The 26,557-nt window shown below is 46.4% G+C and carries 22 protein-coding genes; 15 read left to right on the forward strand and 7 right to left on the reverse strand.

Annotated elements, in window-relative coordinates:
- Positions 1-143: 143 nt before the first annotated feature.
- The gene (locus DN599_RS16935; RefSeq protein ID WP_110458842.1) at positions 144-761 is read right to left on the reverse strand and encodes a YigZ family protein; all 618 of its coding nucleotides are present in this window, start codon (positions 759-761) and stop codon (positions 144-146) included.
- A gap of 13 nt (positions 762-774) precedes the next feature.
- Positions 775-2,097: a Xaa-Pro dipeptidase gene (gene pepQ / locus DN599_RS16940; RefSeq protein ID WP_110458773.1), complete on the reverse strand. Its 1,323-nt coding sequence runs from the start codon at positions 2,095-2,097 to the stop codon at positions 775-777.
- A gap of 282 nt (positions 2,098-2,379) precedes the next feature.
- On the opposite strand from pepQ, the gene fadB reads away from it, so the two are divergent.
- From fadB to DN599_RS16970, 6 genes are all read left to right on the forward strand, one after another.
- Entirely contained in the window at positions 2,380-4,530 is a 2,151-nt protein-coding gene (fadB, locus tag DN599_RS16945; RefSeq protein WP_110458774.1) for a fatty acid oxidation complex subunit alpha FadB, read from the forward strand.
- 21 nt (positions 4,531-4,551) lie between these two features.
- Positions 4,552-5,715 (forward strand): acetyl-CoA C-acyltransferase FadA, encoded by a 1,164-nt coding sequence (gene fadA / locus DN599_RS16950; RefSeq protein WP_110458775.1) that lies wholly within the window; start codon positions 4,552-4,554, stop codon positions 5,713-5,715.
- 439 nt (positions 5,716-6,154) lie between these two features.
- Entirely contained in the window at positions 6,155-6,637 is a 483-nt protein-coding gene (gene ybaK, locus DN599_RS16955; RefSeq protein WP_110458776.1) for a Cys-tRNA(Pro) deacylase, read from the forward strand.
- Between the two features lie 140 nt (positions 6,638-6,777).
- Entirely contained in the window at positions 6,778-7,023 is a 246-nt protein-coding gene (gene tusA / locus DN599_RS16960) for a sulfurtransferase TusA (RefSeq protein WP_110458777.1), read from the forward strand.
- 88 nt (positions 7,024-7,111) lie between these two features.
- Positions 7,112-7,567, forward strand: coding sequence for an MOSC domain-containing protein (locus DN599_RS16965; RefSeq protein ID WP_110458778.1), 456 nt, complete (start codon positions 7,112-7,114; stop codon positions 7,565-7,567).
- 305 nt (positions 7,568-7,872) lie between these two features.
- Positions 7,873-11,070: an amidohydrolase family protein gene (locus DN599_RS16970; RefSeq protein WP_110458779.1), complete on the forward strand. Its 3,198-nt coding sequence runs from the start codon at positions 7,873-7,875 to the stop codon at positions 11,068-11,070.
- A gap of 216 nt (positions 11,071-11,286) precedes the next feature.
- On the opposite strand, the gene DN599_RS16975 is transcribed toward DN599_RS16970, so the two are convergent.
- Positions 11,287-11,856 (reverse strand): DNA-3-methyladenine glycosylase I, encoded by a 570-nt coding sequence (locus DN599_RS16975; protein WP_110458780.1) that lies wholly within the window; start codon positions 11,854-11,856, stop codon positions 11,287-11,289.
- 108 nt (positions 11,857-11,964) lie between these two features.
- Here DN599_RS16975 and glyQ point away from each other — a divergent pair, with 108 nt between their 5' ends.
- From glyQ to pxpA, 5 genes are all read left to right on the forward strand, one after another.
- A complete protein-coding gene (gene glyQ / locus DN599_RS16980; protein ID WP_110458781.1) occupies positions 11,965-12,870 on the forward strand; it encodes a glycine--tRNA ligase subunit alpha in 906 nt (301 codons plus the stop codon).
- A 12-nt stretch (positions 12,871-12,882) separates the two neighbouring features.
- The gene (glyS, locus tag DN599_RS16985; RefSeq protein ID WP_110458782.1) at positions 12,883-14,952 is read left to right on the forward strand and encodes a glycine--tRNA ligase subunit beta; all 2,070 of its coding nucleotides are present in this window, start codon (positions 12,883-12,885) and stop codon (positions 14,950-14,952) included.
- A gap of 153 nt (positions 14,953-15,105) precedes the next feature.
- Complete coding sequence (gene pxpB / locus DN599_RS16990; RefSeq protein ID WP_110458783.1) at positions 15,106-15,768, forward strand: 5-oxoprolinase subunit PxpB; 663 nt, start codon at positions 15,106-15,108, stop codon at positions 15,766-15,768.
- Positions 15,765-16,697: a 5-oxoprolinase subunit C family protein gene (locus DN599_RS16995; protein WP_110458784.1), complete on the forward strand. Its 933-nt coding sequence runs from the start codon at positions 15,765-15,767 to the stop codon at positions 16,695-16,697. The genes pxpB and DN599_RS16995 overlap by 4 nt, the downstream gene beginning before the upstream one ends.
- Positions 16,687-17,457, forward strand: coding sequence for a 5-oxoprolinase subunit PxpA (pxpA, locus tag DN599_RS17000; RefSeq protein WP_110458785.1), 771 nt, complete (start codon positions 16,687-16,689; stop codon positions 17,455-17,457). Before DN599_RS16995 ends, pxpA begins: the two co-directional genes overlap by 11 nt.
- A gap of 161 nt (positions 17,458-17,618) precedes the next feature.
- Here the strand turns inward: pxpA and gyrB are convergent, their stop codons facing one another.
- The 4 genes from gyrB to dnaA all read right to left on the reverse strand — a co-directional run bounded on the left by gyrB (position 17,619) and on the right by dnaA (position 23,706).
- Complete coding sequence (gyrB, locus tag DN599_RS17005; RefSeq protein ID WP_110458786.1) at positions 17,619-20,036, reverse strand: DNA topoisomerase (ATP-hydrolyzing) subunit B; 2,418 nt, start codon at positions 20,034-20,036, stop codon at positions 17,619-17,621.
- A 16-nt stretch (positions 20,037-20,052) separates the two neighbouring features.
- A complete protein-coding gene (gene recF / locus DN599_RS17010; RefSeq protein WP_110458787.1) occupies positions 20,053-21,135 on the reverse strand; it encodes a DNA replication/repair protein RecF in 1,083 nt (360 codons plus the stop codon).
- Between the two features lie 67 nt (positions 21,136-21,202).
- Positions 21,203-22,303, reverse strand: coding sequence for a DNA polymerase III subunit beta (gene dnaN / locus DN599_RS17015; RefSeq protein ID WP_110458788.1), 1,101 nt, complete (start codon positions 22,301-22,303; stop codon positions 21,203-21,205).
- Between the two features lie 20 nt (positions 22,304-22,323).
- Positions 22,324-23,706: a chromosomal replication initiator protein DnaA gene (gene dnaA, locus DN599_RS17020; RefSeq protein WP_110458789.1), complete on the reverse strand. Its 1,383-nt coding sequence runs from the start codon at positions 23,704-23,706 to the stop codon at positions 22,324-22,326.
- Between the two features lie 444 nt (positions 23,707-24,150).
- Here dnaA and rpmH point away from each other — a divergent pair, with 444 nt between their 5' ends.
- Genes rpmH through yidC form a run of 4 tightly spaced genes read left to right on the forward strand, consistent with a single transcriptional unit; the run spans position 24,151 to position 26,516 of the window.
- Positions 24,151-24,288 (forward strand): 50S ribosomal protein L34, encoded by a 138-nt coding sequence (gene rpmH / locus DN599_RS17025; protein WP_011867659.1) that lies wholly within the window; start codon positions 24,151-24,153, stop codon positions 24,286-24,288.
- Between the two features lie 15 nt (positions 24,289-24,303).
- A complete protein-coding gene (rnpA, locus tag DN599_RS17030) occupies positions 24,304-24,660 on the forward strand; it encodes a ribonuclease P protein component (RefSeq protein ID WP_110458843.1) in 357 nt (118 codons plus the stop codon).
- Positions 24,627-24,881: a membrane protein insertion efficiency factor YidD gene (gene yidD, locus DN599_RS17035; protein WP_110458790.1), complete on the forward strand. Its 255-nt coding sequence runs from the start codon at positions 24,627-24,629 to the stop codon at positions 24,879-24,881. Before rnpA ends, yidD begins: the two co-directional genes overlap by 34 nt.
- A 3-nt stretch (positions 24,882-24,884) precedes the next feature.
- Positions 24,885-26,516: a membrane protein insertase YidC gene (gene yidC, locus DN599_RS17040; protein ID WP_110458791.1), complete on the forward strand. Its 1,632-nt coding sequence runs from the start codon at positions 24,885-24,887 to the stop codon at positions 26,514-26,516.
- Positions 26,517-26,557: the final 41 nt, after the last annotated feature.

Raw genomic sequence — 26,557 nt, forward strand, 5'->3', positions numbered from 1 at the left:
CGCACACATTTATCATGCTGTTATATAAAATTTATTACCCCAATACGTAACAAAACTAAGGCAATGATCAAAAAACCTGTGGTTTATTACAGAAGCTGAGTTTATAGCTTAATTCACCAATATGAATCCTTGCTTGAATCATACTACTCCCCCTCAAACTGCACCTTCAATTGGCCCTGACTGATGGTCGCTAGCTCCTGTGCAAACGTCTGCTGATGCCCCTTGGGTATCTCAAAATGTACCAACACCTTATCTGAAAATATTTTGTCGGTGATCAGCCCTTCACCACGCATTAAAAAGTGCTCTACATCTTTAAGCTGGTGATACTCACACACCAACTGACCGGGATAACGAATTAATTTAAGTTCGGTCTCCAACTGCGTGAGCCCTTGCTTAATGCCCGCACTATAGGCTCTCACCAGTCCACCGACACCCAACTTAGTGCCACCAAAGTAGCGCACCACTATGACACCGATCTCACCAATATTAGCCCCTTGCAGGGTGGCTAACATCGGCCGTCCAGCACTCCCAGCAGGCTCACCATCATCGCTTGAGCCCATGGTTACTGTATTACAGGGCTCGGCGGCGATAAAGGCATAACAATAATGATTGGCTCCGGGATACTCCGCCTTGACGTTAGTAAGTACACACTTCAATACTTGTTCAGATGAGCAATGAAACAGTACGGAGATAAAACGGCTGTGTTTTATCTCCTGTTCTATCACTAGGCGCTGAGCCGGAATAAGGTAACTTTCACTCAACAATCATCAATCCTTAACCATTAAGCCCTAAGTTACGAGTCATATTTTCAGTATGATCATGGTGCACAATCACATTATCTTCGATACGGATGCCACCAAATGGACGTAACATAGCCACCGTATCCCAATTAATCTGTTGCCGACGAGCATCCTGCTTTAAGGCGTCAAGCAAGGTATCGATAATGTACAACCCTGGCTCTATGGTTAGCACTTGATTGGCTGCTAATGTACGCGTGCAGCGTAAAAATGGGTGCGCCTCTGGCGCAGCGATATGAGTACCGCGCTCATCATGCAAGAAGCCTCCCATATCATGTACCTGCAATCCCAGCATGTGGCCTAGCCCGTGAGGGAAAAAGACACTGGTGATCCCCTGCTCTACCAAGCCTTGCTTATCACCAGTGGCTAAATTGAAATCCAGTAGAATTTGCGCCAATTTATGATGAGTGTCGATATGCAGATCAACATATTTTACGCCGGGTCGCATCATATCGATAATCGCTAGTTGCAGTTGTTCCATCGCCACGATCAGCTCGCCAAAACGATTTTTTTCAAAAGCGTAGGTCCGAGTAATGTCGGCGGCATAACCATGAAAGTTGGCACCGGCATCAATCAAAAAAGATAAACGCTGAGCAGGCACCTGATGCTCTAGTGCGGTGTAATGTAATATCGAAGCATTTTGGTTAAGTGCCACAATATTGCCATAGGGCATCTCATTTTCACTCTGATCAACCGCATTGAGGTAAGCTTGTTGGATTTGAAACTCGCTGCCACCACCGTAAAATGCACTCTTAGCAGCCTCATGGCCTTTCACTGCAATTTCATTGGCTTTGCGCATGCAGGCTAGTTCATATTGTGTTTTTGTTGCACGGTGATAATGCAAATAACTCATTACGGCATCGGGATTACGCGATGTAAACCCTAATACTTCGGCAACCTCCAAATGTTCGCCAATATAGGCCCAGTTACCTATATCATTAGGCAAAAAATCGGCTATTTTGTCGGCCTTAGTGAGCAGCTTAACTTCAATTTCATTGGTCCAAAATGCATCTGGAAGGTCGGCCACTTTATGCCAAAAATCCACTGGACGATAAAAAATCAGCTGTGGCTTATCCTTACCATTAACCAATAACCAACAATGGGGATTATCGATAACGGGTAACCACGCCTTAAAATGTGGATTAACCTTAAACGGGTAATCCATATCGTCTAAAAACTGACGATGAGGTTGACCTGAATGGATCACCAACCCAGACAGTTTCTCTCTCGCCACAATTTCAGCAACGCGATGATTTAACTCAAGGATATGGTCAGGGTAAAGGGTAGCTAAATTTTCCATGTCTATGTTCCTATTATTATTTTATGGCATACGTCTGAATGCTTAACACCCAGGCGTCAGTGACGGCGACAATATTGGCGTCAGTCTAACATAAAGCGCAAAATTCAGCCTAACCGAAGAAAATTAAACAACCGTTTAAATTGGGTGTTGAAATTTTCTCGATTTAGACGCACACTGAGCAGCAACTGGTCAAATGATGGCCTGCTGTAAGATAGAGATTTTACCTACGCTATACAAAATCAATAGTAGGTAGTGCTCTTTAAAGCAATAAGGAAGCAAGCAATGATCTACCAAAGTCCTACGATTCAGGTTGAACAACTTGAAGACAATATCGCTCGGCTCTGTTTTAACGCCGCAGGCTCAGTAAACAAATTTGACAGAGAAACCTTAACATCTCTCGATGCCGCATTAGATGCAATTAAGCAACAGCCAAACCTTAAAGGCTTAATGCTGGCGTCTGGAAAGGATGCCTTTATTGTCGGCGCAGATATCACCGAATTTTTAGGCCTCTTCGCACAAGATGATGCTGTACTGCTCAGTTGGTTAGAAGAAGCTAACAAGGTCTTTAATAAACTTGAAGATTTGCCCTTCCCAACCATCTCAGCAATCAAAGGCTTTGCATTAGGCGGTGGCTGTGAAACCATTTTAGCAACCGATTTGCGCGTGGCAGATACCACGGCTCGCATTGGTCTGCCCGAAACCAAACTGGGTATTATTCCAGGCTTTGGCGGCACGGTACGTCTACCTCGCGTCATTGGCGCGGACAACGCGCTTGAATGGATCACCACAGGTAAAGATCAACGCCCAGAAGCGGCATTAAAAGTGGGCGCTATTGATGCTGTTGTTGCACCAGAAGCACTAGAAACCGCAGCGATTCAAATGCTTAACGATGCCATTGCCGAGAAGATTGATTGGCAATCACGTCGTAACCGTAAATTATCGCCACTCACGCTACCTAAGCTTGAAGCAATGATGTCATTTGCCACAGCTAAAGGCATGGTCTTTCAGGTTGCGGGCAAACATTACCCAGCCCCAATGGCAGCGGTTGATGTAATAGAGCAAGCCGCAGGCGCTAAGCGAGCTGAAGCGCTACAAATCGAACATCAGGCATTTCTTAAACTGGCTAAAACCGAAATTGCTCAAGCACTTATCGGTATATTCCTTAATGATCAACTCGTTAAAGGAAAGGCGAAGAAAGCTTCTAAGCAAGCTAAAACCGTAAACAGTGCCGCCGTGTTGGGCGCAGGTATTATGGGCGGTGGTATTGCCTATCAAAGTGCCAGCAAAGGCACGCCAATCGTCATGAAAGATATCGCTCAGCCAGCACTTGAACTTGGTTTAGGCGAAGCATCTAAACTACTGACAGCGCAAATCAAACGTGGACGCTCGACTCCAGAGAAGATGGCTGCAGTACTGAATAACATCACTGCCACACTCGATTACAGTGCTGTAAAACAAGCCGATGTTGTTGTTGAAGCCGTTGTTGAGCATCCAAAAGTGAAAGCCACGGTATTGGCTGAAGTCGAAGAGCATGTCAGTGAAGATGCGATCATCGCCTCGAACACATCAACTATCTCAATCAATCTATTGGCTAAGAGCCTAAAGAAACCTGAGCGTTTCTGCGGTATGCATTTCTTTAACCCAGTACACAAAATGCCTTTGGTTGAAGTTATCCGTGGTGAAAATAGTTCAGAAGAAACCATTGCATCGGTTGTGGCTTATGCGGCCAAAATGGGGAAGACCCCTATTGTTGTTAACGACTGCCCAGGCTTCTTCGTTAACCGCGTGCTATTTCCTTATTTTGCCGGCTTTAGCGGCCTACTTGCCGATGGCGCCGATTTTGCGGCTATCGACAAAGTAATGGAAAAGCAGTTTGGGTGGCCAATGGGCCCTGCTTATCTGCTCGACGTCGTCGGTCTAGATACCGGCCACCACGCACAAGCAGTGATGGCTGAAGGTTTCCCCGACAGAATGGGCAAAACCGGTAAAGATGCGATTGATGTGATGTTTGAAGCGCAACGTTTTGGACAGAAAAATGCCAAAGGTTTCTATCAGTACTCTGTCGATCGCCGTGGTAAGCCAAAGAAAGATATCGATCCTGTGAGTTATGAACTCCTAGGTAATACCTTTGGTGAACTCAAAGAGTTCACCAAAGATGAGATCATCGCTCGCACTATGATCCCAATGATTATCGAAACAGTACGCTGTCTCGAAGAAGGCATCATTGCCACTCCAGCTGAAGCTGACATGGGGCTAGTTTACGGTCTCGGTTTCCCTCCATTTAGAGGCGGTGTGTTCCGTTACATCGACACCATGGGCGTAGCTAATTTTGTTGCATTAGCCGACAAATATGCTCACCTAGGCGGTCTGTACCAAGTAACAGACAAGATGCGTGAACTTGCTGCCAACAACGGTAGCTACTACCAAGCCTAATCAGCCGGAAGGAATAGAATAATGAAACAAGCAGTTATAGTAGATTGCATCCGTACTCCTATGGGCCGCTCTAAGGCTGGAGTATTTAGAAACGTTCGTGCTGAGACCTTGTCAGCCGAACTAATGAAAGCGTTACTGGTTCGTAACCCACAACTTGACCCAAATACCATTGAAGATGTGATTTGGGGCTGTGTTCAGCAAACCTTAGAGCAAGGCTTCAACATCGCACGCAATGCCGCCCTACTTGCGGGTATTCCTAAGCAAGCCGGCGCTGTCACCATCAACCGTCTTTGTGGTTCATCAATGGAAGCCATGCATCAAGCTGCTCGCGCTATCATGACGGGTATGGGCGACACCTTTATCGTCGGTGGTGTTGAACACATGGGTCACGTGCCGATGAATCACGGTGTCGATTTCCACCCAGGCCTAGCTAATAACGTGGCTAAAGCCTCGGGCATGATGGGGCTAACCGCTGAGATGCTTGGTAAGATGCACGGTATTACTCGCCAGCAACAGGATGAGTTTGCCGTACGTTCACATCAACGTGCCTATGCGGCCACCGTTGAAGGACGCTTTGCTAGCGAAATCCATGCGATCGAAGGTCACGATGCTAGCGGTGCTCTTGTAAAGGTGTTTCACGATGAAGTCATTCGCCCAGAAACCACGCTTGAATCACTCGCAGGTCTTCGCCCTGTATTTGATCCTGTTAATGGCACAGTAACGGCTGGGACTTCTTCGGCACTGTCTGACGGCGCTTCGGCGATGCTAGTGATGGAAGAAGAGAAAGCGAAAGCGCTTGGTCTACCTATCCGCGCTCGCATTCGCTCTATGGCGGTTGCTGGCTGTGATGCAGCAATCATGGGATACGGCCCAGTACCTGCTACACAAAAAGCACTTGCCCGTGCAGGCCTCACCATTAATGACCTTGATGTGATTGAGCTAAACGAAGCCTTCGCAGCACAATCACTGCCTTGTGTTAAAGATCTTGGCTTGATGGATGTGGTCGATGAAAAGATTAACCTTAACGGTGGTGCGATTGCACTGGGTCACCCATTAGGCTGTTCGGGTACACGTATCTCTACCACCTTAATCAATCTAATGGAAAGTAAAGATGCTAACTTAGGCTTAGCCACCATGTGTATTGGTTTGGGTCAAGGTATCGCAACGGTATTTGAACGCGTTTAACGCCAACCACCCATCACCGTTATATAAAATCGAGTAGCTAATGCTACTCGATTTTTTTTGGCTGTTTCACGTGAAACAGGCTGGAGAAAAATTCGCCATTATGAGGACAATAGCCGATCAGTATCAACTGATATTCATCCATTGCCTGATAGGCCAGAAGCTATCCCACTGATTGCTCATTGGTATCACGCAGAATATGGACATCTTACAAGCAGCCAAAATAGACTGAATAATCCCCTCATCTCGGTATCTCCGTCGTGATATGTTACTTACCATGTGGGTTGCACTCGATGATGGTACCCTAATAAGCGTGATACAATTGAGACAGAAAGTAAAAATGTCGGCCTTTATCACAGTCAAGGTTGGCAAACGATAGCTAAAATTCCTTATCATGCATTGACACTTTCTGTCATGCACCGACGCCTATAAAGAAAGAGCAATGACACCAGCAACCAAAGCCTTAGATAAAGCCAACATCAGCTACAGCCTTCACGAATATCAACATGATAGCAACGCCAAAGCCTTTGGCTTAGAGGCTGCAGAAAAACTTAACCTTCCGGTGGAGCAGGTCTTTAAAACCTTAGTCGCCCAACTGGACTCAGGTCAATTGGTGGTCGCCATCATCCCTGTCGATGAAAAGCTCAATATGAAGCGTTTGGCTAAAGCCGCCGCAGCCAAAAAAGCGGCCATGGCGCCTGCCGATGTAGTGCAGCGAGCCACAGGATATATATTGGGAGGGGTCAGCCCTATCGGCCAAAAAAAACGTCTCGTCACTTTTATTCATCAAAGTGCAGTAAAACTCGAACGCTGCTATATCAGTGGAGGGCGTCGCGGCTTAGATATTGGCATCCAACCACAAGATCTTATTCATGCGACAAATGGTAAATTTGCCTGGTTAACCGATAGTGGTTCACTCGCGTAAGCCATATTAAAGGCTGTTTCACGTGAAACAACCTCCTTGAGTTCACAAAACCGTACCCACATATTGGCTTAGTCACGCCGCTAGCGTAACATTAGCTGCTTCTGTTTAAAGTGAGTTTTTCATCTTCTAAGGTTGAATATATGAGTAATCCATTTTCAGACGCCCAACACCAACTCGATGCCATGGGACTTCGCTGCCCAGAACCCGTTATGATGGTCAGAAAATCAGTTCGAAATATGAATGATGGCGAGACCTTGTTGGTCATTGCAGATGATCCGGCAACCACCCGGGATATCCCCAGCTTTTGTGAATTTATGGATCACACATTAATCGCCAGTAACACCGAAGCGGTACCATACCAATATCTGATAAAGAAAGGCCTATAGCCCATAAGAGTTTACCCTTTTAGTAACACTTGCCAGCGGAGTCGAGCACAGTTTACACTGAGTGATAGTCATCAAAAGGATAGGATAAATGGCAAGTTTACAAGGCATTAGCTATAAAGTGGTCAAGCGCGGCCCAATGTTAGAAACCTCAACCGCATTGGTCACTACCAGCAGCGGCGTTGCCCAAGATATTTTTGGTAAACCAGGTAACAGACAGGTTACAGTGCTCTCATTCGAACAATGGGAGCAGGCCTGCGAATCGCTTAACACTCAACTACCATGGACAACACGTAGGGCTAACTTATTGGTCGAAGGTGTCCGCTTTGGGCCGCAAGATGTCGGTAAAATTATGCATGTTGGAGATCTGCAGCTTCTAGTTACAGGTGAAACCGATCCCTGTAGAAAGATGCAAGCAGCCTTCCCTGGCTTAGAGAAAGCATTAACTCCAGATTGGCGTGGTGGCATCACCTGCAAAGTGCTCAATGACGCTACCATAGATATTGGTAATAGAGTGTATTTTAGTGAGCAGCTGCAATTACTTTAATCGACGCCACACCTTTATTACTTCTGAACTAGCCACTGACACAAGTGGCTTGCATTCACCCTAGACTCTATTTCGCCATCTAAATACCATTCATTTTCTGTCACATAAATTGGGTGTTACTGTTAACCAATTTATGCGATAACTAGTATTGAACTACATCGATAAAACTGACAGTACAGTGATATGAGTGTCGCCAGCACATAATTTTTTGCAGCTATACACATTTCACCATCAATAAGTAAAAACTAGCGATACTCGGCACAACGTATGCCTACGGAAACAATAACAATTAAACGGATATAATAATGCTAACACAACAAATTAAGCCCTTATGTGCAGTAATAGCACTCGCTCTAAGCCCCCAAGCATTTACACAAGAAACCACTCAAGACTCCACCAATTGGCAAGTTAATGCTCCAGCAAATGCCCCGCTTCAACAAATCAAAATAGACGTATCTGAAGGGACTTGGATGAACGTCAGTGTAAGTCCTGATGGCAAAGCCATAGTGTTTGATCTGTTGGGCGATATCTACCAAATGCCAATCGAAGGTGGCGAAGCAAAAGCTCTCGCTAAAGGCATCGCATGGCAGATGCAGCCCGTTTATAGCCCTGATGGTAAATCCATTGCATTTACCTCAGATGAAGATGGTGGCGACAATATATGGATTATGGATGCCGATGGCAGCAACCCTCGCCCAGTGACAAAAGAGACATTCCGCTTACTCAACAGCCCAGCTTGGAGCCCCGACTCACAATACCTTATCGCGCGTAAGCATTTTACTGGCAGCCGTAGCTTAGGAGCTGGCGAAGTTTGGCTTTATCATGTGGCCGGCGGCGATGGTGTCAAACTAACTGAGCGCCCTAACGAACAGAAAGATCTGGGCGAACCCGCCTATTCGCCAGATGGCCGCTACGTTTACTTCAGTCAAGACGCCACGCCAGGCAAAACCTTCCACTACTCAAAAGACTCGGTCAAGGGTATCTATAAGATTAAGCGCTACGATACTCAAACGGGTGGTATTGAGGTGCTTATCGAAGGTACAGGTGGTGCAATTCGTCCAACCCCAAGCCCAGATGGAAGCAAACTCGCCTTCATTAAACGTGATGGCTTCCAATCATCACTTTATCTACTGGATTTAAAGTCTGGTAAAAAAACCAAACTATACGACAAACTCGACCGTGACATGCAAGAAACCTGGGCTATTCACGGTGTATATCCAACAATAAGCTGGACCGCCGATAATGAAGAACTTGTGTTCTGGGCGGGTGGTAAAATTAACCGCCTAAAGGTAGCAGATAAGCAAGTCAAGCAGATCCCCTTCTCGGTTAAGACAGAGCTTGCTATACAACCGTCAGTACGCTTTAAGCAGGACATAGACAAAGATATCTTCGACGTAAAAATGCTCCGCATGGCGCAGGTGTCTCCAGACGGCAAAAAAGTCGTCTATGAGGCATTAGGTAAGTTATGGATAAAGGCGCTCCCAGACGGTAAGGTCACTCGACTCACCAAACTAGATGCAGACCTGCGTGAGCTATTCCCGCAATGGTCTCGCGATGGCAGACAGATAGTCTTCACCACTTGGGATGATGACAAGCAAGGTAGTGTCCGTGTTATCAGCGCTCGGGGTGGCAAGGCAAAGGTACTCACCCAAGAACCTGGCAAATATGTTGAGCCCACGTTTTCGCCAGATGGCGAGTTAGTCGTTTACCGTAAAGCTAAAGGTGGCAATATCACCCCTAGAACTTGGTCTCAGGAACCCGGTCTATATGTGGTCGACATCAAAGGCAAAGCCAATACCAAGATCACTCCCGATGGCTATCAGCCTCAGTTTGGCGCAGAGTCAGACCGAGTCTTCTTTTTAGACCACGATGAGACGCCACAGTTATCTTCAATTAATCTGCATGGATTCCAAAAACGGGTACATTACACTAGTAAGCACGCAACCGAGTTTAGGGTCTCACCGGACGGCAAACAACTCGCATTTGCTGAGCGCTTTAAAGTCTGGGTAACCCCATTTGCCAAACATGGCGAAACCATAGATATCGGCCCCAAAGCCAGCAACCTTCCCGTTACCCAATTAAGCGTGCGAGCAGGCGAAAGCATTAGTTGGAACAACAACAGCGATCAGCTTTATTGGACATTAGGACCAGAGCTCTATCAAGTTAACGTGGATAGCAGCTACACTACTGCAGAGAAAGAGGCTAAGTCAGAGAATCGCGAACCTAAGATCACCGATATCGGTTTTAGTAAGAAGGCTGATGTTCCACGTGGAACCATTGCCTTTGTCGGCGGCCAAGTGGTCACCATGGAAGATGATAAAGTTATCGATAACGGCGTTGTCATCATCAAAGACAACAAGATTGTCGCAGTGGGTGATGCAACAACAGAGATCCCTGCTGGTGCAGAGGTTATCGACATCAAAGGTAAGACATTAATGCCGGGGTTATTTGACGCACACGCTCATGGGGCACAAGGTGAAAGTGAAATTATCCCGCAGCAAAACTGGGAACTTTATTCCAACCTGTCGCTCGGTGTCACCAGCATCCATGATCCCTCTAACGACACCACCGAGATCTTTGCCGCTTCTGAGCAACAGAAGGCAGGTAATATCGCCGGCCCACGTATCTTCTCAACGGGTACAATCCTGTATGGTGCCAATGCACCGGGATATACGTCGCACATCGATTCGCTCGACGATGCCAAGTTTCACTTAGAACGCCTCAAAAAAGTGGGTGCATTCAGCGTCAAGAGCTATAACCAACCACGACGAAACCAACGTCAGCAAGTGATTGCCGCAGCCCGCGAGTTGGAAATGATGGTCGTGCCAGAGGGGGGGAGCTTACTGCAGCATAATCTCACCATGATCGCCGATGGACACTCAACCGTTGAGCACTCACTACCTGCAGGCGCCATTTACAATGATATTAAACAGTTGTGGAGCCAGACGGATGTCCATTACACCCCGACTCTCGTAGTTGCCTATGGTGGTATATCAGGCGAAAACTATTGGTATGATAAGACAGATGTCTGGTCACACCCTCGCCTATCTAAATATGTACCTGGTGATCTTTTACAAGCCCGTTCAATGCGCAGACCTACCGCACCCGATGCGCACTACAACCATTTCAATGTTGCACGCGTCGCCAATGAGTTAAACGAACTCGGTGTTAAACCAAACATTGGCGCCCACGGACAACGTGAAGGCTTGGCCGCACATTGGGAGATGTGGATGTTCGCCCAAGGAGGCATGAGCAATATGGAAGTGTTAAAAACGGCAACCATCAACCCTGCCATTACCTTCGCCATGGATCATCAACTGGGGTCGATTAAATCAGGTAAGCTTGCCGACTTGATCGTCATCGATGGCAATCCACTCGAAGACATTCGTGTTACCGACAGAGTGGCTTATACCATGGTCAACGGCAAACTTTACAATGCCGAAACCATGAACCAACTTAACGGTAAGAAAACCAAGCGCAAGCCATTTTTCTTCGAACTTTAATCAATTTTCAATTTAAAAATCTGCCGGAGTTTGGCCGCCAATTTTAATTTCATGAAAATTTAAAAATGAAGTAAAAATTCCATTCAAGCGATAAAAAGGGTGTTCCACGTGGAACACCCTTTTTAATGCCGTATAAAAATGCAATCAACATTCCATCTTCGTCACTTTAGCTATGGTGAATATAACAAGAATTCATCCAGCCCACTTTACTCGAAATCATGTATCTGGCTGTTGATAACAGCAGCAATCGACTAGATGATCATTTACCATGCCCACCGCTTGCATAAAGGCGTAACAAATGGTCGGTCCAACAAAGTTGAAACCGAGCTTCTTAAGCGCCTTTGACATCGCTTCAGACTCAGGCGTTTGTGCAGGTACTTGCGCTAAAGAAGTGAAATGATTAACCCTAGGTTTCCCATCGACAAAAGCCCATAAAAATGTCGAAAAATCATTACCCTGCTCTACATATGCCAAATAGCCTTTGGCATTTTTTATAATCGAATTCACCTTTAAGCGATTACGCACAATACCGGGGTTTTGCAATAAGGCTTCCACTTTCTGCTCATCAAAGGTGGCAATGATTTTTGGGTCGAAATTAGCAAATGCCGCCTCATAATTTTGCTGTTTTTTTAAAATAGTGAGCCAAGACAAGCCCGCCTGTTGGCCATCTAAGCAGAGCTTAGCAAACAGCTCTTGACTATCGTAAACAGGTTTTCCCCATACATCATCATGATAAGCCTGATATAAAGGGTCATCACTCACCCAACCACAACGCGTTATAGTCATGACATTTTTCTCAATTTTCCCCAGTTAAGATAAAAAATAACCTACATAAGCCGTTTTCAACAAGGTATAATCGAAACCATTTTCTATCACCAGCTGACAGTAGTAGACATGACGACGAAACACGACGTAAAAACATTTCAGGGATTTATCTTAACCCTGCAAGAATACTGGGCACAGCAAGGTTGCGCTATCGTTCAACCGCTGGACATGGAAGTGGGTGCGGGCACATTCCACCCCATGACTTTCTTGCGTTCATTAGGCCCAGAACCAATGAGCAGCGCCTATGTCCAGCCATGTCGCCGTCCAACCGATGGCCGTTATGGTGAAAACCCTAACCGCCTGCAACACTACTACCAGTTTCAAGTAGTCTTAAAACCTTCACCAAGCAACATTCAAGAGCTGTATTTAGGGTCACTTGAAGCCTTAGGTGTCGATATGGGTATCCACGATGTGCGCTTCGTTGAAGACAACTGGGAATCACCCACGCTCGGTGCTTGGGGACTGGGCTGGGAAGTCTGGCTAAATGGTATGGAAGTGTCTCAGTTCACTTACTTCCAACAAGTCGGCGGCCTAGAGTGTAGCCCTGTAACGGGCGAGATCACCTATGGCTTAGAACGCCTAGCCATGTACATTCAAGAGGTTGATAGCGTTTACGATCTTGTTTGGACTGATGGTCCAATGGGCAAGATTATGTATGGTGATGTTTTCCACCAAAATGAAGTTGAGCAGTCTACCTACAACTTTGAACACGCCAACGTAGAAGTGCTTTTCAAGCAGTTCGATGACTGCGAAAAAGCCTGTAACCATTTGCTAGCACTTGAAACACCTCTGCCACTACCCGCTTATGAGCAAGTGATGAAAGCGTCTCACGCTTTTAACTTACTCGATGCTCGTCATGCTATTTCGGTTACCGAACGTCAGCGTTATATTTTACGCGTTCGCACCATGGCAAAAGCGGTTGCAGAATCCTATTACCAAGCCCGTGAAGCGCTTGGTTTCCCAATGTGTAAGTAGAGGGTTATAAAGATGAAATTTGAAAACTTACTCATTGAAGTAGGCACCGAAGAGTTACCACCAAAAGCACTACGTAACTTAGCAGAATCATTTTTAGCTAACTTTACCGAAGAGCTAAATAAAGCCGAGCTGGGCTTTGAATCAGCAACTTGGTATGCAGCTCCTCGTCGTTTAGCCATCAATGTTAAGCAACTGGTATTGGCGCAAGCCGATAAAGTGGTAGAGAAGCGTGGTCCTGCCATCGCGCAAGCATTCGATGCCGATGGCAACCCAACTAAAGCCGCAATGGGCTGGGCTCGTGGTAACGGCATTAGCGTTGAACAAGCCGAACGTCTTAAAACGGATAAAGGCGAGTGGTTATTACATCAAGCTAAAGTGGTTGGCGTAGAAACAAAGTCACTGATCGCAGATATGGCTCAGCGCGCACTAGACAAGCTACCTATTCCTAAACCTATGCGTTGGGGCAGTAGCAAGACACAATTTATCCGCCCAGTGCACACAGTGACTATGCTAATGGGTAGCGAGCTAATTGAAGGCGAATTACTGGGCATAAAATCTGCTCGCACCATACGCGGTCATCGCTTTATGGGTGTAGACACCTTAGAGCTAGACCATGCAGACAACTACCTCAGCGCACTTAAAGAGCAAGGTAAAGTGTTAGCCGATTACGCTGAGCGTAAAGCGATCATTAAAGCGGGCGCCGAAGCTGCTGCCGCTAAAATCGGTGGCGTGGCCGATCTTGAAGATGATCTACTCGAAGAAGTGACCTCACTGGTTGAATGGCCAGTTGTATTGACCGCCAACTTCGAAGAGAAATTCCTCGACGTACCAGCAGAAGCCTTGGTTTACACCATGAAAGGCGACCAAAAATACTTCCCAGTATTTGATGAAGCGGGCGCACTGCTGCCAAACTTTATTTTCGTCACTAACATCGAATCTAAAGATCCGGCGCAGATTATCTCAGGTAACGAGAAAGTGGTTCGTCCGCGTCTTGCCGACGCAGAGTTCTTCTTCGAAACCGACAAAAAGCAGTCGCTCGAGTCTCGTCTTGCTAGCCTTGAAACCGTGGTATTCCAAAAGCAGTTGGGCACCATTAAGCAACGCGTTGAGCGCATTTCAGCATTAGCTGGCTTCATTGCCAGCAGCATTGGTGCAAACCAAGAAGAAGCCGCTCGTGCAGGTCTTCTATCTAAATCAGACTTGATGACCAATATGGTGATGGAGTTCACCGATCTACAGGGCACCATGGGCATGCACTATGCGCGTCTAGATGGTGAAACCGATGCTGTAGCGGTTGCACTTGCTGAGCAGTACAAGCCTAAGTTCTCTGGCGATACCGTGCCAACAGCACCTATCTCTATCTGCGTTGCATTAGCAGAGAAGCTCGATACCTTAGTGGGTATTTTTGGTATTGGCCAAGCACCAAAAGGCGCAGCCGATCCATTCGCCCTACGCCGCGCCGCAATTGGTGTGCTACGCATCTGTTTAGAGAATAACTTACCGCTTGATTTGGTTGATCTAATTGCTAAAGCACAAGCGCTTCATGGTGAAAACCTCAGCAACGACAACGTGGCAGAACAGGTACTTGAGTTCTTTATGGGCCGCTTCCGTGCTTGGTATCAAGATCAAGGTGTCAGTGTCGACGTGATTTTAGCCGTACTGGCTCGTCGCCCTACTTCACCGGCCGATTTTGAAAGCCGCATTAAAGCAGTTGCTCACTTTAGAACCCTTGAGCAAGCTCAAGCTCTCGCTGCAGCCAATAAGCGCGTATCTAACATTCTAGCGAAAGTAGAAGGTGAGCTTCCAGCCACTATCGACGCTAGCTTGTTAGTTGAAGGCGCCGAAAAAGCCCTAGCAGCCAAGCTTAATGAGCTACAACCTCAGCTAGCGCCACTGTTTGCTGCCGCTAACTATCAAGAAGCCCTTTCACTGCTCGCAAACCTACGTGAAAGCGTAGATACCTTCTTTGAAGATGTGATGGTAATGGCCGATGATGAAGCACTGAAGAACAACCGCCTAGCCTTGCTATCGAGCCTACGCGATCAGTTCTTACACGCAGCTGACATTTCGTTACTGCAGTAAGCATTAATTTTGCTAATAAAAACGCACCCTTAGTGGTGCGTTTTTTTATGACCGAGGATAATAACCCCAATCATTTTAGTGCAATGCTTGAGCGACGATACAAAGCCAAGTTAGACTTAACCCTATCGTTCCCACAACTAGGTCTAAACCGCCATGGTATCTGAAAGTATCATCTATCCTCTAGGTGAAAACGCCTTGGTGTTAGACCCTGCGCCGCGAGCCACAATCGATTTTGCCCTCCAAAACAAACTTTGCTGGATAGCTGGTCGCTGCCGAAACATAACCGGTGTTATAAATGCGGTTCCTGGGATGAATAACTTAACACTCTATTTTGATAACGCCGAACGGCTTAAATCTGGCGAAGCGATACTACAAAAACTATGGGATGAGGCGGCGCAGCATTCATTGGCGCAACGACATATCGAAATTCCCGTGGTATACGGTGGTGAATATGGCCCCGATATCAATAATGTCGCCAGTGCCCACCAGCTTAGTGTCGACGAGGTCATTAGCCAGCACAGTAGCGCCAAATACCAAGTGTTCTTCATTGGCTTTCAACCCGGTTTTGCCTATCTCGATGGCTTACCCGCCTCATTACATACCCCAAGATTGGCAACGCCTCGGCTGCAAGTACCTGCAGGCTCTGTCGGCATAGGTGGACAACAAACGGGGATCTATCCCAGCCAAAGCCCTGGAGGCTGGCAGCTTATCGGCCAAACCCATCTTAAGTTGTTTAACCCTCATCAGCCCTCACCTAGTCTATTACAACCTGGTGATATCGTGACTTTCGTTCCAACTCGGTCATTTACATCATGATCCATATTGAGCAAGTCAACAGCCATATTACTATTCAAGATCTAGGCCGCGCTGGAGTCGCCCACTTAGGCATTCCTATTGGTGGCGCAATAGATAAACAAGCGTTACTCCTCGCGAATCGTTTAGTGGCAAATCCCGACAACAGTGCAGCATTAGAATTTAGCGCGGGTGAATTTTCGCTCCGTTTTGAAACTAACACTTGGGTCACCCTATGTGGTGGGCACTTCGATGCCAGCATCAATAATAGGCCCTTATGGAATGGCTGGCGCGGTAAGGTTAATAAAGGTGAGACACTGCACGTGCGCGGTCCGAAACAAGGGATGTACGGCTACCTCGCCATCATGGGAGGCATTGCTTGTGAGACGGTTTTAAAGGGTAAAGGCACCGACATCACCAACCAGTTTGGCGGACACCATGGACGCTACCTTAGAGCCGGCGATAACTTGAACATAGAAAAAATTGAATTCAGCAATTTTAGCCGTCCAATTGGTGCGGTACAGCGAGTCAACGACGGCATCTTAAGAGCCCTTCCCGGCCCAGAATTACCGCTCTTTAGTCCATCCAGTAAAAAAGCCTTTTGGCATACGTCTTGGAAAGTCTCCAATCAAAGCAACCGCATGGGGACTCGGCTCGATGGTCACCCCCTTGCAACCGAAACCGACATTAATCTACGCTCCCACGGCGTAATGCCAGGGGTGGTACAAGTTCCACCGAATGGCCAACCTATTGTATTGATGGCAGATGCGCAAACCACTGGCGGATATCCTAGAATTGCCTGCGTGATAGCGGCTGATTTATGGAAAGTAGCGCAAATGAGACCGGGACAAGCGTTGCTATTCCAACATATCAGCCCAAGTCAGGCACAAAGTGCCAACTATGAATGGCAGCAGTATCATTATCGTTTAGCGAGGGCAATGGATGGCAGTTAACACCAAGCAAGTTGGGCGGCGTTACGCTATCGATCTCAACGCCGATTTGGGCGAGGGAGGCGTAAACGATGCAGCGTTATTGCAGATCATTACCAGCGCTAACATCGCCTGCGGCGGCCACGCGGGCGATCAAGCCTCCATGTGCCAAACGGTAACACTCGCTAAGCAATGTAATGTGCTAATTGGCGCCCATCCGAGTTATCCAGACAGAGCAAACTTTGGCCGTCAAACCATGGATCTAAACAAAAATGAGCTGTTGGACTCGCTATATGATCAAATCATCACTTTAAAGCAAATTTGCGATGCCTTAGCCGTAAAACTGCACCATGTTAAGCCTCATGGCGCGCTTTACAACCAAGCAGCTGAAAACAGCGATTTGGGACAAATCATTATCGATGTGATAAAGCGCGTCGATCCAAGCTTAAAACTGCTGATGCTAGCGGGCAGCGCACTCGTCCATCAAGCACGCGCACAACATATTGACGTTATTGAAGAAGCCTTTGCCGACAGAGCTTATTTAGCCAGCGGCGCTTTGGCCTCACGCAGCCTTGCCGGCGCCGTCATAGAAGACACGCAAACGGCGATGAAACAAGTTGAGCATATTATCAATCATCAGCCTATTAGCACCTTAGATGATAAATCGGTCATCATAAAGGCCAGCAGTATCTGTCTGCATGGTGACAATGAACACGCGCTAGCTTTCGCTAAGCTTATTAGTCAACATCTATCCCAATCAGCATATAAGCCACGAGTTTTATAGCAAACCAATTTCACTCGAGATCTGGTAAGTTAGAGGCCGATGGATGGAGAGCAATTTGCCTCACTTCCCACTCATTCTTTATCGAAGTCGATGGTCAAAAATGAGCAACAAAAAAGCCCCAGATCTCTCTGAGGCTTTTGCTGCTTAACGGTCAATAAGACTTACACGTCTAAGTTAGCCACGTTAAGTGCGTTTGATTCAATAAATTCGCGACGCGGCTCAACCTGATCACCCATCAAACAGGTAAATAGCTGATCGGCGCCAATGGCATCTTCGATAGTCACTCGAAGCATACGACGCGACTCAGGATCCATCGTGGTTTCCCAAAGCTGCTCAGGGTTCATCTCACCCAAACCTTTATAGCGTTGGATATAAAGACCACGCTTTGAATCGCCCATCAACCAATCTAACGCTTCAACGAAAGAGCTGATCTCTTTAGTACGCTCACCGCGTTTAACGTAGCCACCCTCTTCAATCAAACCGTCAAGCGCATCGGCCAGTTTCGCCATACGCAGATAATCGCTTGAATGCAGGAAGTCATACGAGAACAGGTAATGGGCGTCGATACCATGCTTACGAATAGTGATCTGTGGCAGATACACTTTACGCTCAGGATCAAACACAGCTTCGCCGCTAAAGATAAACCCACCAGACTCGGCTTCTTTTAGCGCAGCCACATAAGTGTCGCACCATTGCTTAACTTTGGCTTCATCGGCTAACAGTTCGTCAGTTAACGGAGCTTGATACAGCATGCGCTCGGTCAGCATCAATGGAAAACGCTTTTCAAGACGATCGAAAATTTGCTCGACTTCGCGATATTGATAAACCAGCTTCTCTAATGGCGCACCCGACATGGCCGGCGCATCTTTCGATGGGTGAATTTCCCCCCCATCCAATGCAAGGTTAGTCAGGTATTCGGTTAGTGCAGGATCGTCTTTTAGGTACTGCTCTTGCTTACCTTTTTTCACTTTGTACAGTGGTGGCTGGGCAATGTACACATAACCACGCTCGATAAGCTCAGGCATTTGACGGAAGAAGAAGGTCAGCAGCAAGGTACGAATGTGCGAGCCGTCGACGTCAGCATCGGTCATGATAACGATGTTGTGATAACGGGTCTTATCTGGATCGTATTCATCACGGCCAATCCCACAACCTAACGCAGTGATCAGCGTTGCCACTTCTTGTGACGACAACATCTTGTCGAAACGGGCCTTCTCTACGTTAAGGATTTTACCCTTTAGTGGCAGAATCGCTTGGTTCTTACGGTTACGCCCCTGCTTGGCACTACCGCCAGCAGAGTCCCCTTCCACTATGTATATTTCAGAAAGCGCAGGGTCTTTCTCTTGGCAGTCAGCAAGTTTACCTGGCAAACCACCTAAATCTAATGCGCCTTTACGACGAGTCATTTCACGGGCTTTACGCGCCGCTTCACGAGCACGCGCAGCGTCGATAATCTTACCCACAATCAGCTTAGCTTCGTTTGGATGCTCCATTAAGTAATCACTTAACTGCTCACCCATGGTTTGCTCTACCGCGGTTTTCACTTCACTTGAAACCAATTTATCTTTGGTTTGCGAGCTAAACTTAGGATCAGGCACTTTAACCGAAATAACTGCCGTCAAACCTTCACGAGCATCGTCACCGGTGGCGCTGGTTTTACCCTTTTTATTGAATCCTTCACGATCCATATAAGCATTCAGGTTACGGGTCAATGCACTACGGAAACCCGCTAAGTGAGTACCACCATCACGCTGAGGAATATTGTTAGTAAAACAGAAGATGTTTTCTTGGAAGCCATCGTTCCACTGCATCGCCACTTCAACGGTAATACCGTCGTCACGTTCTTGGATAAAATGGAATACTTCTTTGTTTACTGGTGTTTTATTAACATTCAGATAATCAACAAATGCACTAATACCGCCTTCATATTTAAAGAACTCATCACGGTTATCACGCTCATCGACCAAGCGAATACCAACACCCGAGTTAAGGAAAGACAGTTCGCGTACACGTTTAGCCAGAATATCAAAATGAAATTCTACGTCGGTAAAAGTTTCGTTACTTGGCCAAAAACGAATTTCGGTCCCAGTAGTCGCAGCTTCACCCACCACAGAGATAGGCGCATCAGGTACACCGTGGGTATAGAACTGCTCGTATACCTTACCGTCACGACGAATGGTCATTTGCAGCTTTTCAGACAGTGCGTTAACCACAGAAACACCTACACCGTGGAGACCACCAGACACTTTGTAAGAGTTATCATCAAACTTACCACCGGCGTGCAAAACCGTCATAATCACTTCAGCAGCAGATACCCCCTCTTCCTCATGGATAGAGACTGGAATACCACGGCCATCATCTTTAACCGATACCGAGCCATCAGAATGGATTTTGATGGTGACATCACTACAATAGCCAGCAAGTGCTTCATCGATAGAGTTATCGACCACTTCGAATACCATGTGATGTAGACCTGTGCCATCATCGGTATCACCAATGTACATTCCCGGTCTCTTACGTACCGCATCAAGGCCTTTTAAAACCTTAATACTCGAAGAATCATAACTATTCTCTGACATATTATTCTCTCGTCGGTTATTCAATTACCGTTACACACCCTTGTTCCACATGAAACACCTTTACTGGCGGTGTGTTTAACGAATCCACTATTGCCGCAGGCTCGATTGCCGTCACAAACACTTGCGCCCCGGTATCGCATAGCTGCTGCAACAACAGTTGCCTGTGTCTTGCATCCAGTTCCGATGGAAGATCATCCACCAGATAAATACTGTTTTTATCAATTTGTTGTTTTAGCAGCTTGCCCTGCGCAATGCGCAGCGCACACACGAGCAATTTAAGTTGACCTCTAGATAATGCATCCTGCACCGGCAAAGTGCCTACACGCAGTCTTAAGTCCGCTTTATGGGGACCACTCGCAGTGTGTCCCGCCGCTAAATCTCTGGGATATTGTGCCTGCAATAACGCCTGATAATCGGTTTTGCTATCCCAACCTCGAGTAAAGGAAACTTTAACATCTATCTGAGGTAAAAACTCTTCGATTATACCCTTAAGTCGTTCATTTAACGAGCCTACATATTGCTTTCGTATCTCGGTGACGATTTCGGCATAACGCACCAGTTCCCTGTCCCAGAATTGGACTTGCCGATAGTCAGTTTGGCTTTTAAGCAGCTGATTTCTATGCTTTAAAATACGTCTAACGTTAGCCCAAGCACTGTGGAAGTTTTTGTCGGTATGAAAGGCTCCCCAATCGATAAACTGTCGCCGTGCTTTGGGGCCTTCAAAAAGCAGAGAAAAACTCTCAGGAGTGATCACCTGAATAGGTAAAGTTTCGGCCAATGTCGATAATCTTTTGACCTTATCGCCATTAATTTTAACCTCGGTATCACCCGAGCGAAAACGACGTAAGCCAATTTTGTGTTGTTGATCGCCTAGGCTTAAATTAGCAAATAGCGTGAGCTTATCTTCACTGTTTTGGATGACACGCTGCGATAGATGGCTGCGGAACGAACGCCCCATGCCAAGAAAATAAATTGCTTCTAAGATGCTGGTCTTGCCGCTGCCGTTTTGGCCATAGATAAGGTTCAAACCATCGCCTAACTGCAGCTGCGCACTAGTGATGTTACGGAAAGCATCGATATGAAGGCGAGTTAAACTCATTAAATACTCAATTGATCTACCAGACGGGTACAACAAACGCCACGGCTAAGTGGCGTTACCGATTGCGTTACAGACGCATTGGCATCACAACATACATAGAATCTTCTTCAATATGGTTTTCAATCAGGGCGCTGGAGTTGCCATCGATTAGGGTGATACGCACATCATCGGAAGGTAAGTTGTTTAATACATCCAAAAGATAACTGACGTTAAAGCCAATCTCTAACGGAGCATTATCATATTCGATATCTAAGATCTCTTCGGCCTCTTCCTGCTCGGGGTTATTAGCGGTGATCTTGATCAAGTTTTGTTCGAGCTGTACCCGCACCCCACGAAACTTCTCATTCGACAAAATAGAGGCGCGTAGCAAGGCCTGTTTCAATTGGTGACGACTGGCAATCACCACCTTGTCGCCTCCTTTCGGCAACACTCGACGGTAATCGGGAAAACGACCATCGACCAATTTACTGGTAAATACCGCACTTTGAGTGATAGCACGGATGGCATTGTCACCAATCGCGATGGTGACATCGAGATCTTCACCTTCAAATAAACGTTGCAGCTCTAACACACCTTTACGCGGCACAATGACCTGCTTTTCAGGTAATGAATCGGCTAAGGTGCGATGACTCAACGCCAAACGATGCCCATCGGTTGCAACAGCTCTGAGCACATTCCCTTCGGTTTCTAACAACAAACCATTAAGGTAATAACGCACATCTTGGTTAGCCATCGAAAACTGGGTTGCATCGATGAGCGACTTTAAGGTGCCTTGTTTGAGGGTAAATTCGATTTCCGCTTGAAAGGCGTCAACATTTGGGTATTCTTCGGCAGGCAGCGTCGCCAAGGTAAAACGGCTGCGTCCCGAGCGCAGCAACAGGCGGTTTTCCTGCTGCTCTATTTTAAGTTCGACTTGATCGGGAAGTGATTTAACAATATCGAGAAATTTCTTAGCTGGAACGGTCGTCCGCCCCTCAATGACCTCACCCTCAAGCTGTGCTTGGCCAACCAGTTCCACCTCTAAATCGGTGCCGGTCAGCTTAAGTGAGTGACCACTTACTTCAACTAAAAGGTTTGCCAGAATAGGCAAGTTATGTCGTCTCTCCACCGCTCCACTAACCAGTTGAAGTGGCTTTAATAGGGCATCCCTATCAATTGAAAATTTCATGTGTTTCAATTTCCCAGATTTTATGAAGATAACGTACGGATCAAGTTAGCATAATCTTCTTTAATGTCATGACTTTCTTCACGTAGCTGCGCAATTTTTCGACACGCATGCAAAACGGTAGTGTGGTCACGACCGCCAAAGGCATCGCCAATCTCAGGCAAACTTTGGTTGGTCAACTCTTTCGACAGTGCCATTGCCATCTGTCGTGGGCGTGCCACGCTACGTGAACGACGCTTAGACAGCATATCGGCCATCTTGATCTTGTAATATTCAGCAACGGTTTTCTGAATATTGTCTATAGTGACCAATTTTTCTTGCAGAGCCAAGAGATCTCTTAACGCTTCACGCACAAAATCGATGGTGATAGGGCGACCGGTAAAGTTTGCGTTAGCGATAACACGGTTTAATGCGCCTTCGAGTTCACGTACGTTGGAGCGTAAGCGTTTAGCAATAAAGAATGCCACTTCATCTGGAAGGTTAATCCCGCTCTCTTGTGCCTTACGCATTAAAATCGCGACACGGGTTTCTAACTCTGGTGGTTCAATCGCCACGGTTAAGCCCCAGCCGAAGCGCGACTTAAGACGATCTTCAACGCCATCGATCTCTTTGGGATAACGATCAGAGGTCAGGATGATCTGATGATTTCCCTCAAGCAGGGCATTAAAGGTATGGAAAAATTCTTCTTGTGATCTGTCTTTATTAGCAAAAAACTGAATATCATCGATAAACAGCGCATCCACACTGCGGTAATAACGCTTAAACTCTTCAATCGCATTATTTTGCAACGCTTTAACCATATCCTGAACGAAGCGCTCAGAATGCATGTAAACCACTTTGGCGTTGGGATTATTCTTGATAATGCCATTACCGACAGCATGCAGTAAATGCGTCTTACCTAAACCGGTACCACCATATAAAAACAGTGGGTTATAGGCACCACCTGGGTTTTCCGACACCTGCAATGCAGCCGCCTTACCCAGTTGGTTCGATTTACCCTCAACGAAGTTCTCGAACTGGTAAGTAGGATTGATGTTGCTACGATGATTAGTCATCGTCGACGGTTCATTGGTGTTGAACGACGGCTTACCTGGGGACTTATTGGCCGACGGTATCGTGGCACTCTTTACTGAAGCAGTCGGTCGAACAGGCTGGCTCGCTGGACGGCTACCAATATCGAAACGCAACTTAGGCGCACTACTGCCCATTTGCTCAGTAAAAAATTGATTAATGGTATTAAGGTACTTGTCTCTCACCCAATCGAGAACAAACCGATTTGGTGCGTACAGCACTAGAGTATCCCCGTCCATTTCGGCTTGTAACGGTCTGATCCACATACTGAATTGCTGAGCCGAAAGCTCGTCTTGTAGTCGTCCGATACATTGCTGCCAAAGTGAAACCGCCACGTACTTATCCCCAAAAGATCATACAAAGGGGTGTATTCTATAGTGAGATCACAAGGATCGCTATCCTTTAAATAGATTTATCCCCAGTAAGATCAACTTGACTTTTTTACACAGATCCAGATCGATCGCAGCCGATCAATTTATTTTGATAAACCCGTAAAGTCAGCTTTATTAAGCGATCCAGATCGATCTATAATTAGCGGGCTTCGATCAGGCAAATGAATGCGAGATCCACAAGATGTAGTGTTCACTCACAGAGTTATCCACAACAGAGTGTGTGTTTAACCTCATTGTTCAGAAGTGTAAAAGGAAGATTTTGTCCACTTGTTGGTTTTGCTTGTTGACGGGCATCGCTAAAGTGATTACAATTCGGCCTCTTTTTTGCCCTTACTTCTAAATTTTTAGGAGTCAGGTTTATTCACCTAACAAAGACGGATTGCCATAATGAGTAAACGTACTTTTCAACCTAGCAACCTGAAGCGCAAGCGTTCTCACGGCTTCCGCGCTCGTATGGCTACTGTCGGTGGCCGTAAGGTTATCGCACGTCGCCGTGCAAAAGGTCGCGCTCGTCTTTCTGCTTAATCAGTAGAAATGCAAGTGACCAGCTATACCTTTACGCGGGAGTTACGTTTGTTAACTCCCGCGCAATTCAAATCTGTATTCTCAAATCCTATCAAAGCTTCTTCGGCTGAAATTACCTTACTTGCTATACCTAACTCAGAGCAACATCCACGTATTGGATTAACCGTTGCTAAACGTTATGTAAAGAGAGCTAATCAACGCAACAGAATTAAACGCATCATACGTGATAATTTTCGTCTGCATCAGCACGAGTTACCCCCGCTTGATATCGTTGTTTTGGTAAGAAATGGCGTACTGGATATGGATAATGCAACACTCCACAAACTGGTAGAGAAGTTATGGCGCAAACTCAGTCGCCGTTACAATGGCTAGCCACTAAGCTAATTCGTGGTTATCAAATCTTTATCAGCCCTATACTAGGGCCAAAGTGCCGTTTTCACCCCACATGTTCAACTTACGCCATTGAAGCCATTCATTTGCATGGATTTGTGAAAGGGAGTTGGTTTGCAGGGAAACGCGTATTAAAATGTCACCCTTTACATCCGGGCGGTGAAGACCCCGTCCCTCCAAAAAATAACAGGTGTAATAAATAGGCTATGGAATCTCAACGCAATATATTGCTTATCGGTCTGCTTTTTGTCAGCTTTTTGCTGTGGCAGCAATGGCAAACAGACAAAAACCCGCAACCCGTTGCTACTGAATCATCAGTGGCCGCATCAACTACTGTCGCAAATTCACACGGTAGTGATGTTCCTGATGCCGATGCTGGACTTCCAGAAGCTGTCGTTGCATCTAAAGAACTCATTACTGTCACCACAGACCAGCTGATATTAAAAATCAACCCAGTCGGTGGTGATATCGTTTATTCGGCATTAGTGGCGCATAAACTTGAACTCGATAAAGACGAACCTTTCGTTTTGCTCGAGCAAACCAACGACATCTACTATATCGCGCAAAGCGGCCTAATTGGTCGTAACGGTATCGATAGCAGCGTTAAAGGCCGTGCCCACTATTCAAGCCAAGCACAGCAATACACTATGGCCGATGGCCAAGAAACACTCGAAGTACCACTGACTTATGTGGCCGACAATGGTGTGACTTACACCAAAGTGTTTGTGTTGCATCGTGGTAAATTCAACATCGATGTAGATTACCGTATCAACAACACCTCCAGCGAACAGCTACAGGTGCAGATGTATGGCCAAATCAAGCACAGTATCAAAGAAAGCGAAAGTAGCATGATGATGCCAACTTATCGCGGTGCTGCATTCTCGACTCAAGATACCCGTTACGAGAAATACAGCTTCGAAGATATGGCTGACAAAAACCTAGACAAGAAAACCCTAGGTGGCTGGGCTGCAATGCTACAGCACTACTTCGTTTCCGCATGGGTTCCACCAGCAAACGACCAAAACACGATTTTTTCTAGCATTAGCGCAAGCGGATTAGCCAATATTGGGTTCCGTGGTGCAGTGTATGATATTGCCCCAGGTAGCAGCCAAACCATTGGTGCGCAATTCTATGTTGGTCCTAAAGACCAAGCGGCATTATCGGAAATATCTGAATCACTGAACCTAGTGGTCGATTATGGTTTCCTATGGTGGTTGGCAGTACCTATTTACAAACTACTGATGATCTTCCAATCATTTGTAGGTAATTGGGGCTTAGCGATTATCCTTATCACCTTAACCGTTCGTGGCCTGCTGTACCCACTAACCAAAGCACAATACACCTCAATGGCGAAGATGCGTAACCTGCAGCCTAAGCTAGCTGAGATGAAAGAGCGCTTCGGTGATGACCGTCAAAAGATGGGTCAGGCGATGATGGAACTGTACAAGAAAGAGAAAGTAAACCCTATGGGTGGCTGTCTGCCTATCTTGCTACAGATGCCGATTTTCATTGCCCTTTACTGGGTACTGTTAGAAAGCGTTGAGTTGCGTCATGCACCCTTTATGCTATGGATCACCGACCTTTCGGTACAAGATCCTTACTATGTGATGCCAATCCTAATGGGTATCTCAATGTTCTTAATGCAGAAAATGCAGCCAATGGCGCCAACTATGGACCCAATGCAACAGAAGATGATGCAATGGATGCCTGTGGTATTTACCGTATTCTTCTTATGGTTCCCAGCAGGTCTTGTACTTTACTGGTTAGTCGGTAACATTGTTGCGATTACTCAGCAGAAGATCATCTATGCTGGTTTGGAGAAAAAAGGGTTAAAATAACCTTTTAGTTCCAACAAACAAAAGCGGTCGGATACTAAGTA

Origin of the sequence: Shewanella algidipiscicola (genome assembly GCF_900380485.1) — a bacterium.
In the GTDB taxonomy this organism is placed as follows: domain Bacteria; phylum Pseudomonadota; class Gammaproteobacteria; order Enterobacterales; family Shewanellaceae; genus Shewanella; species Shewanella algidipiscicola.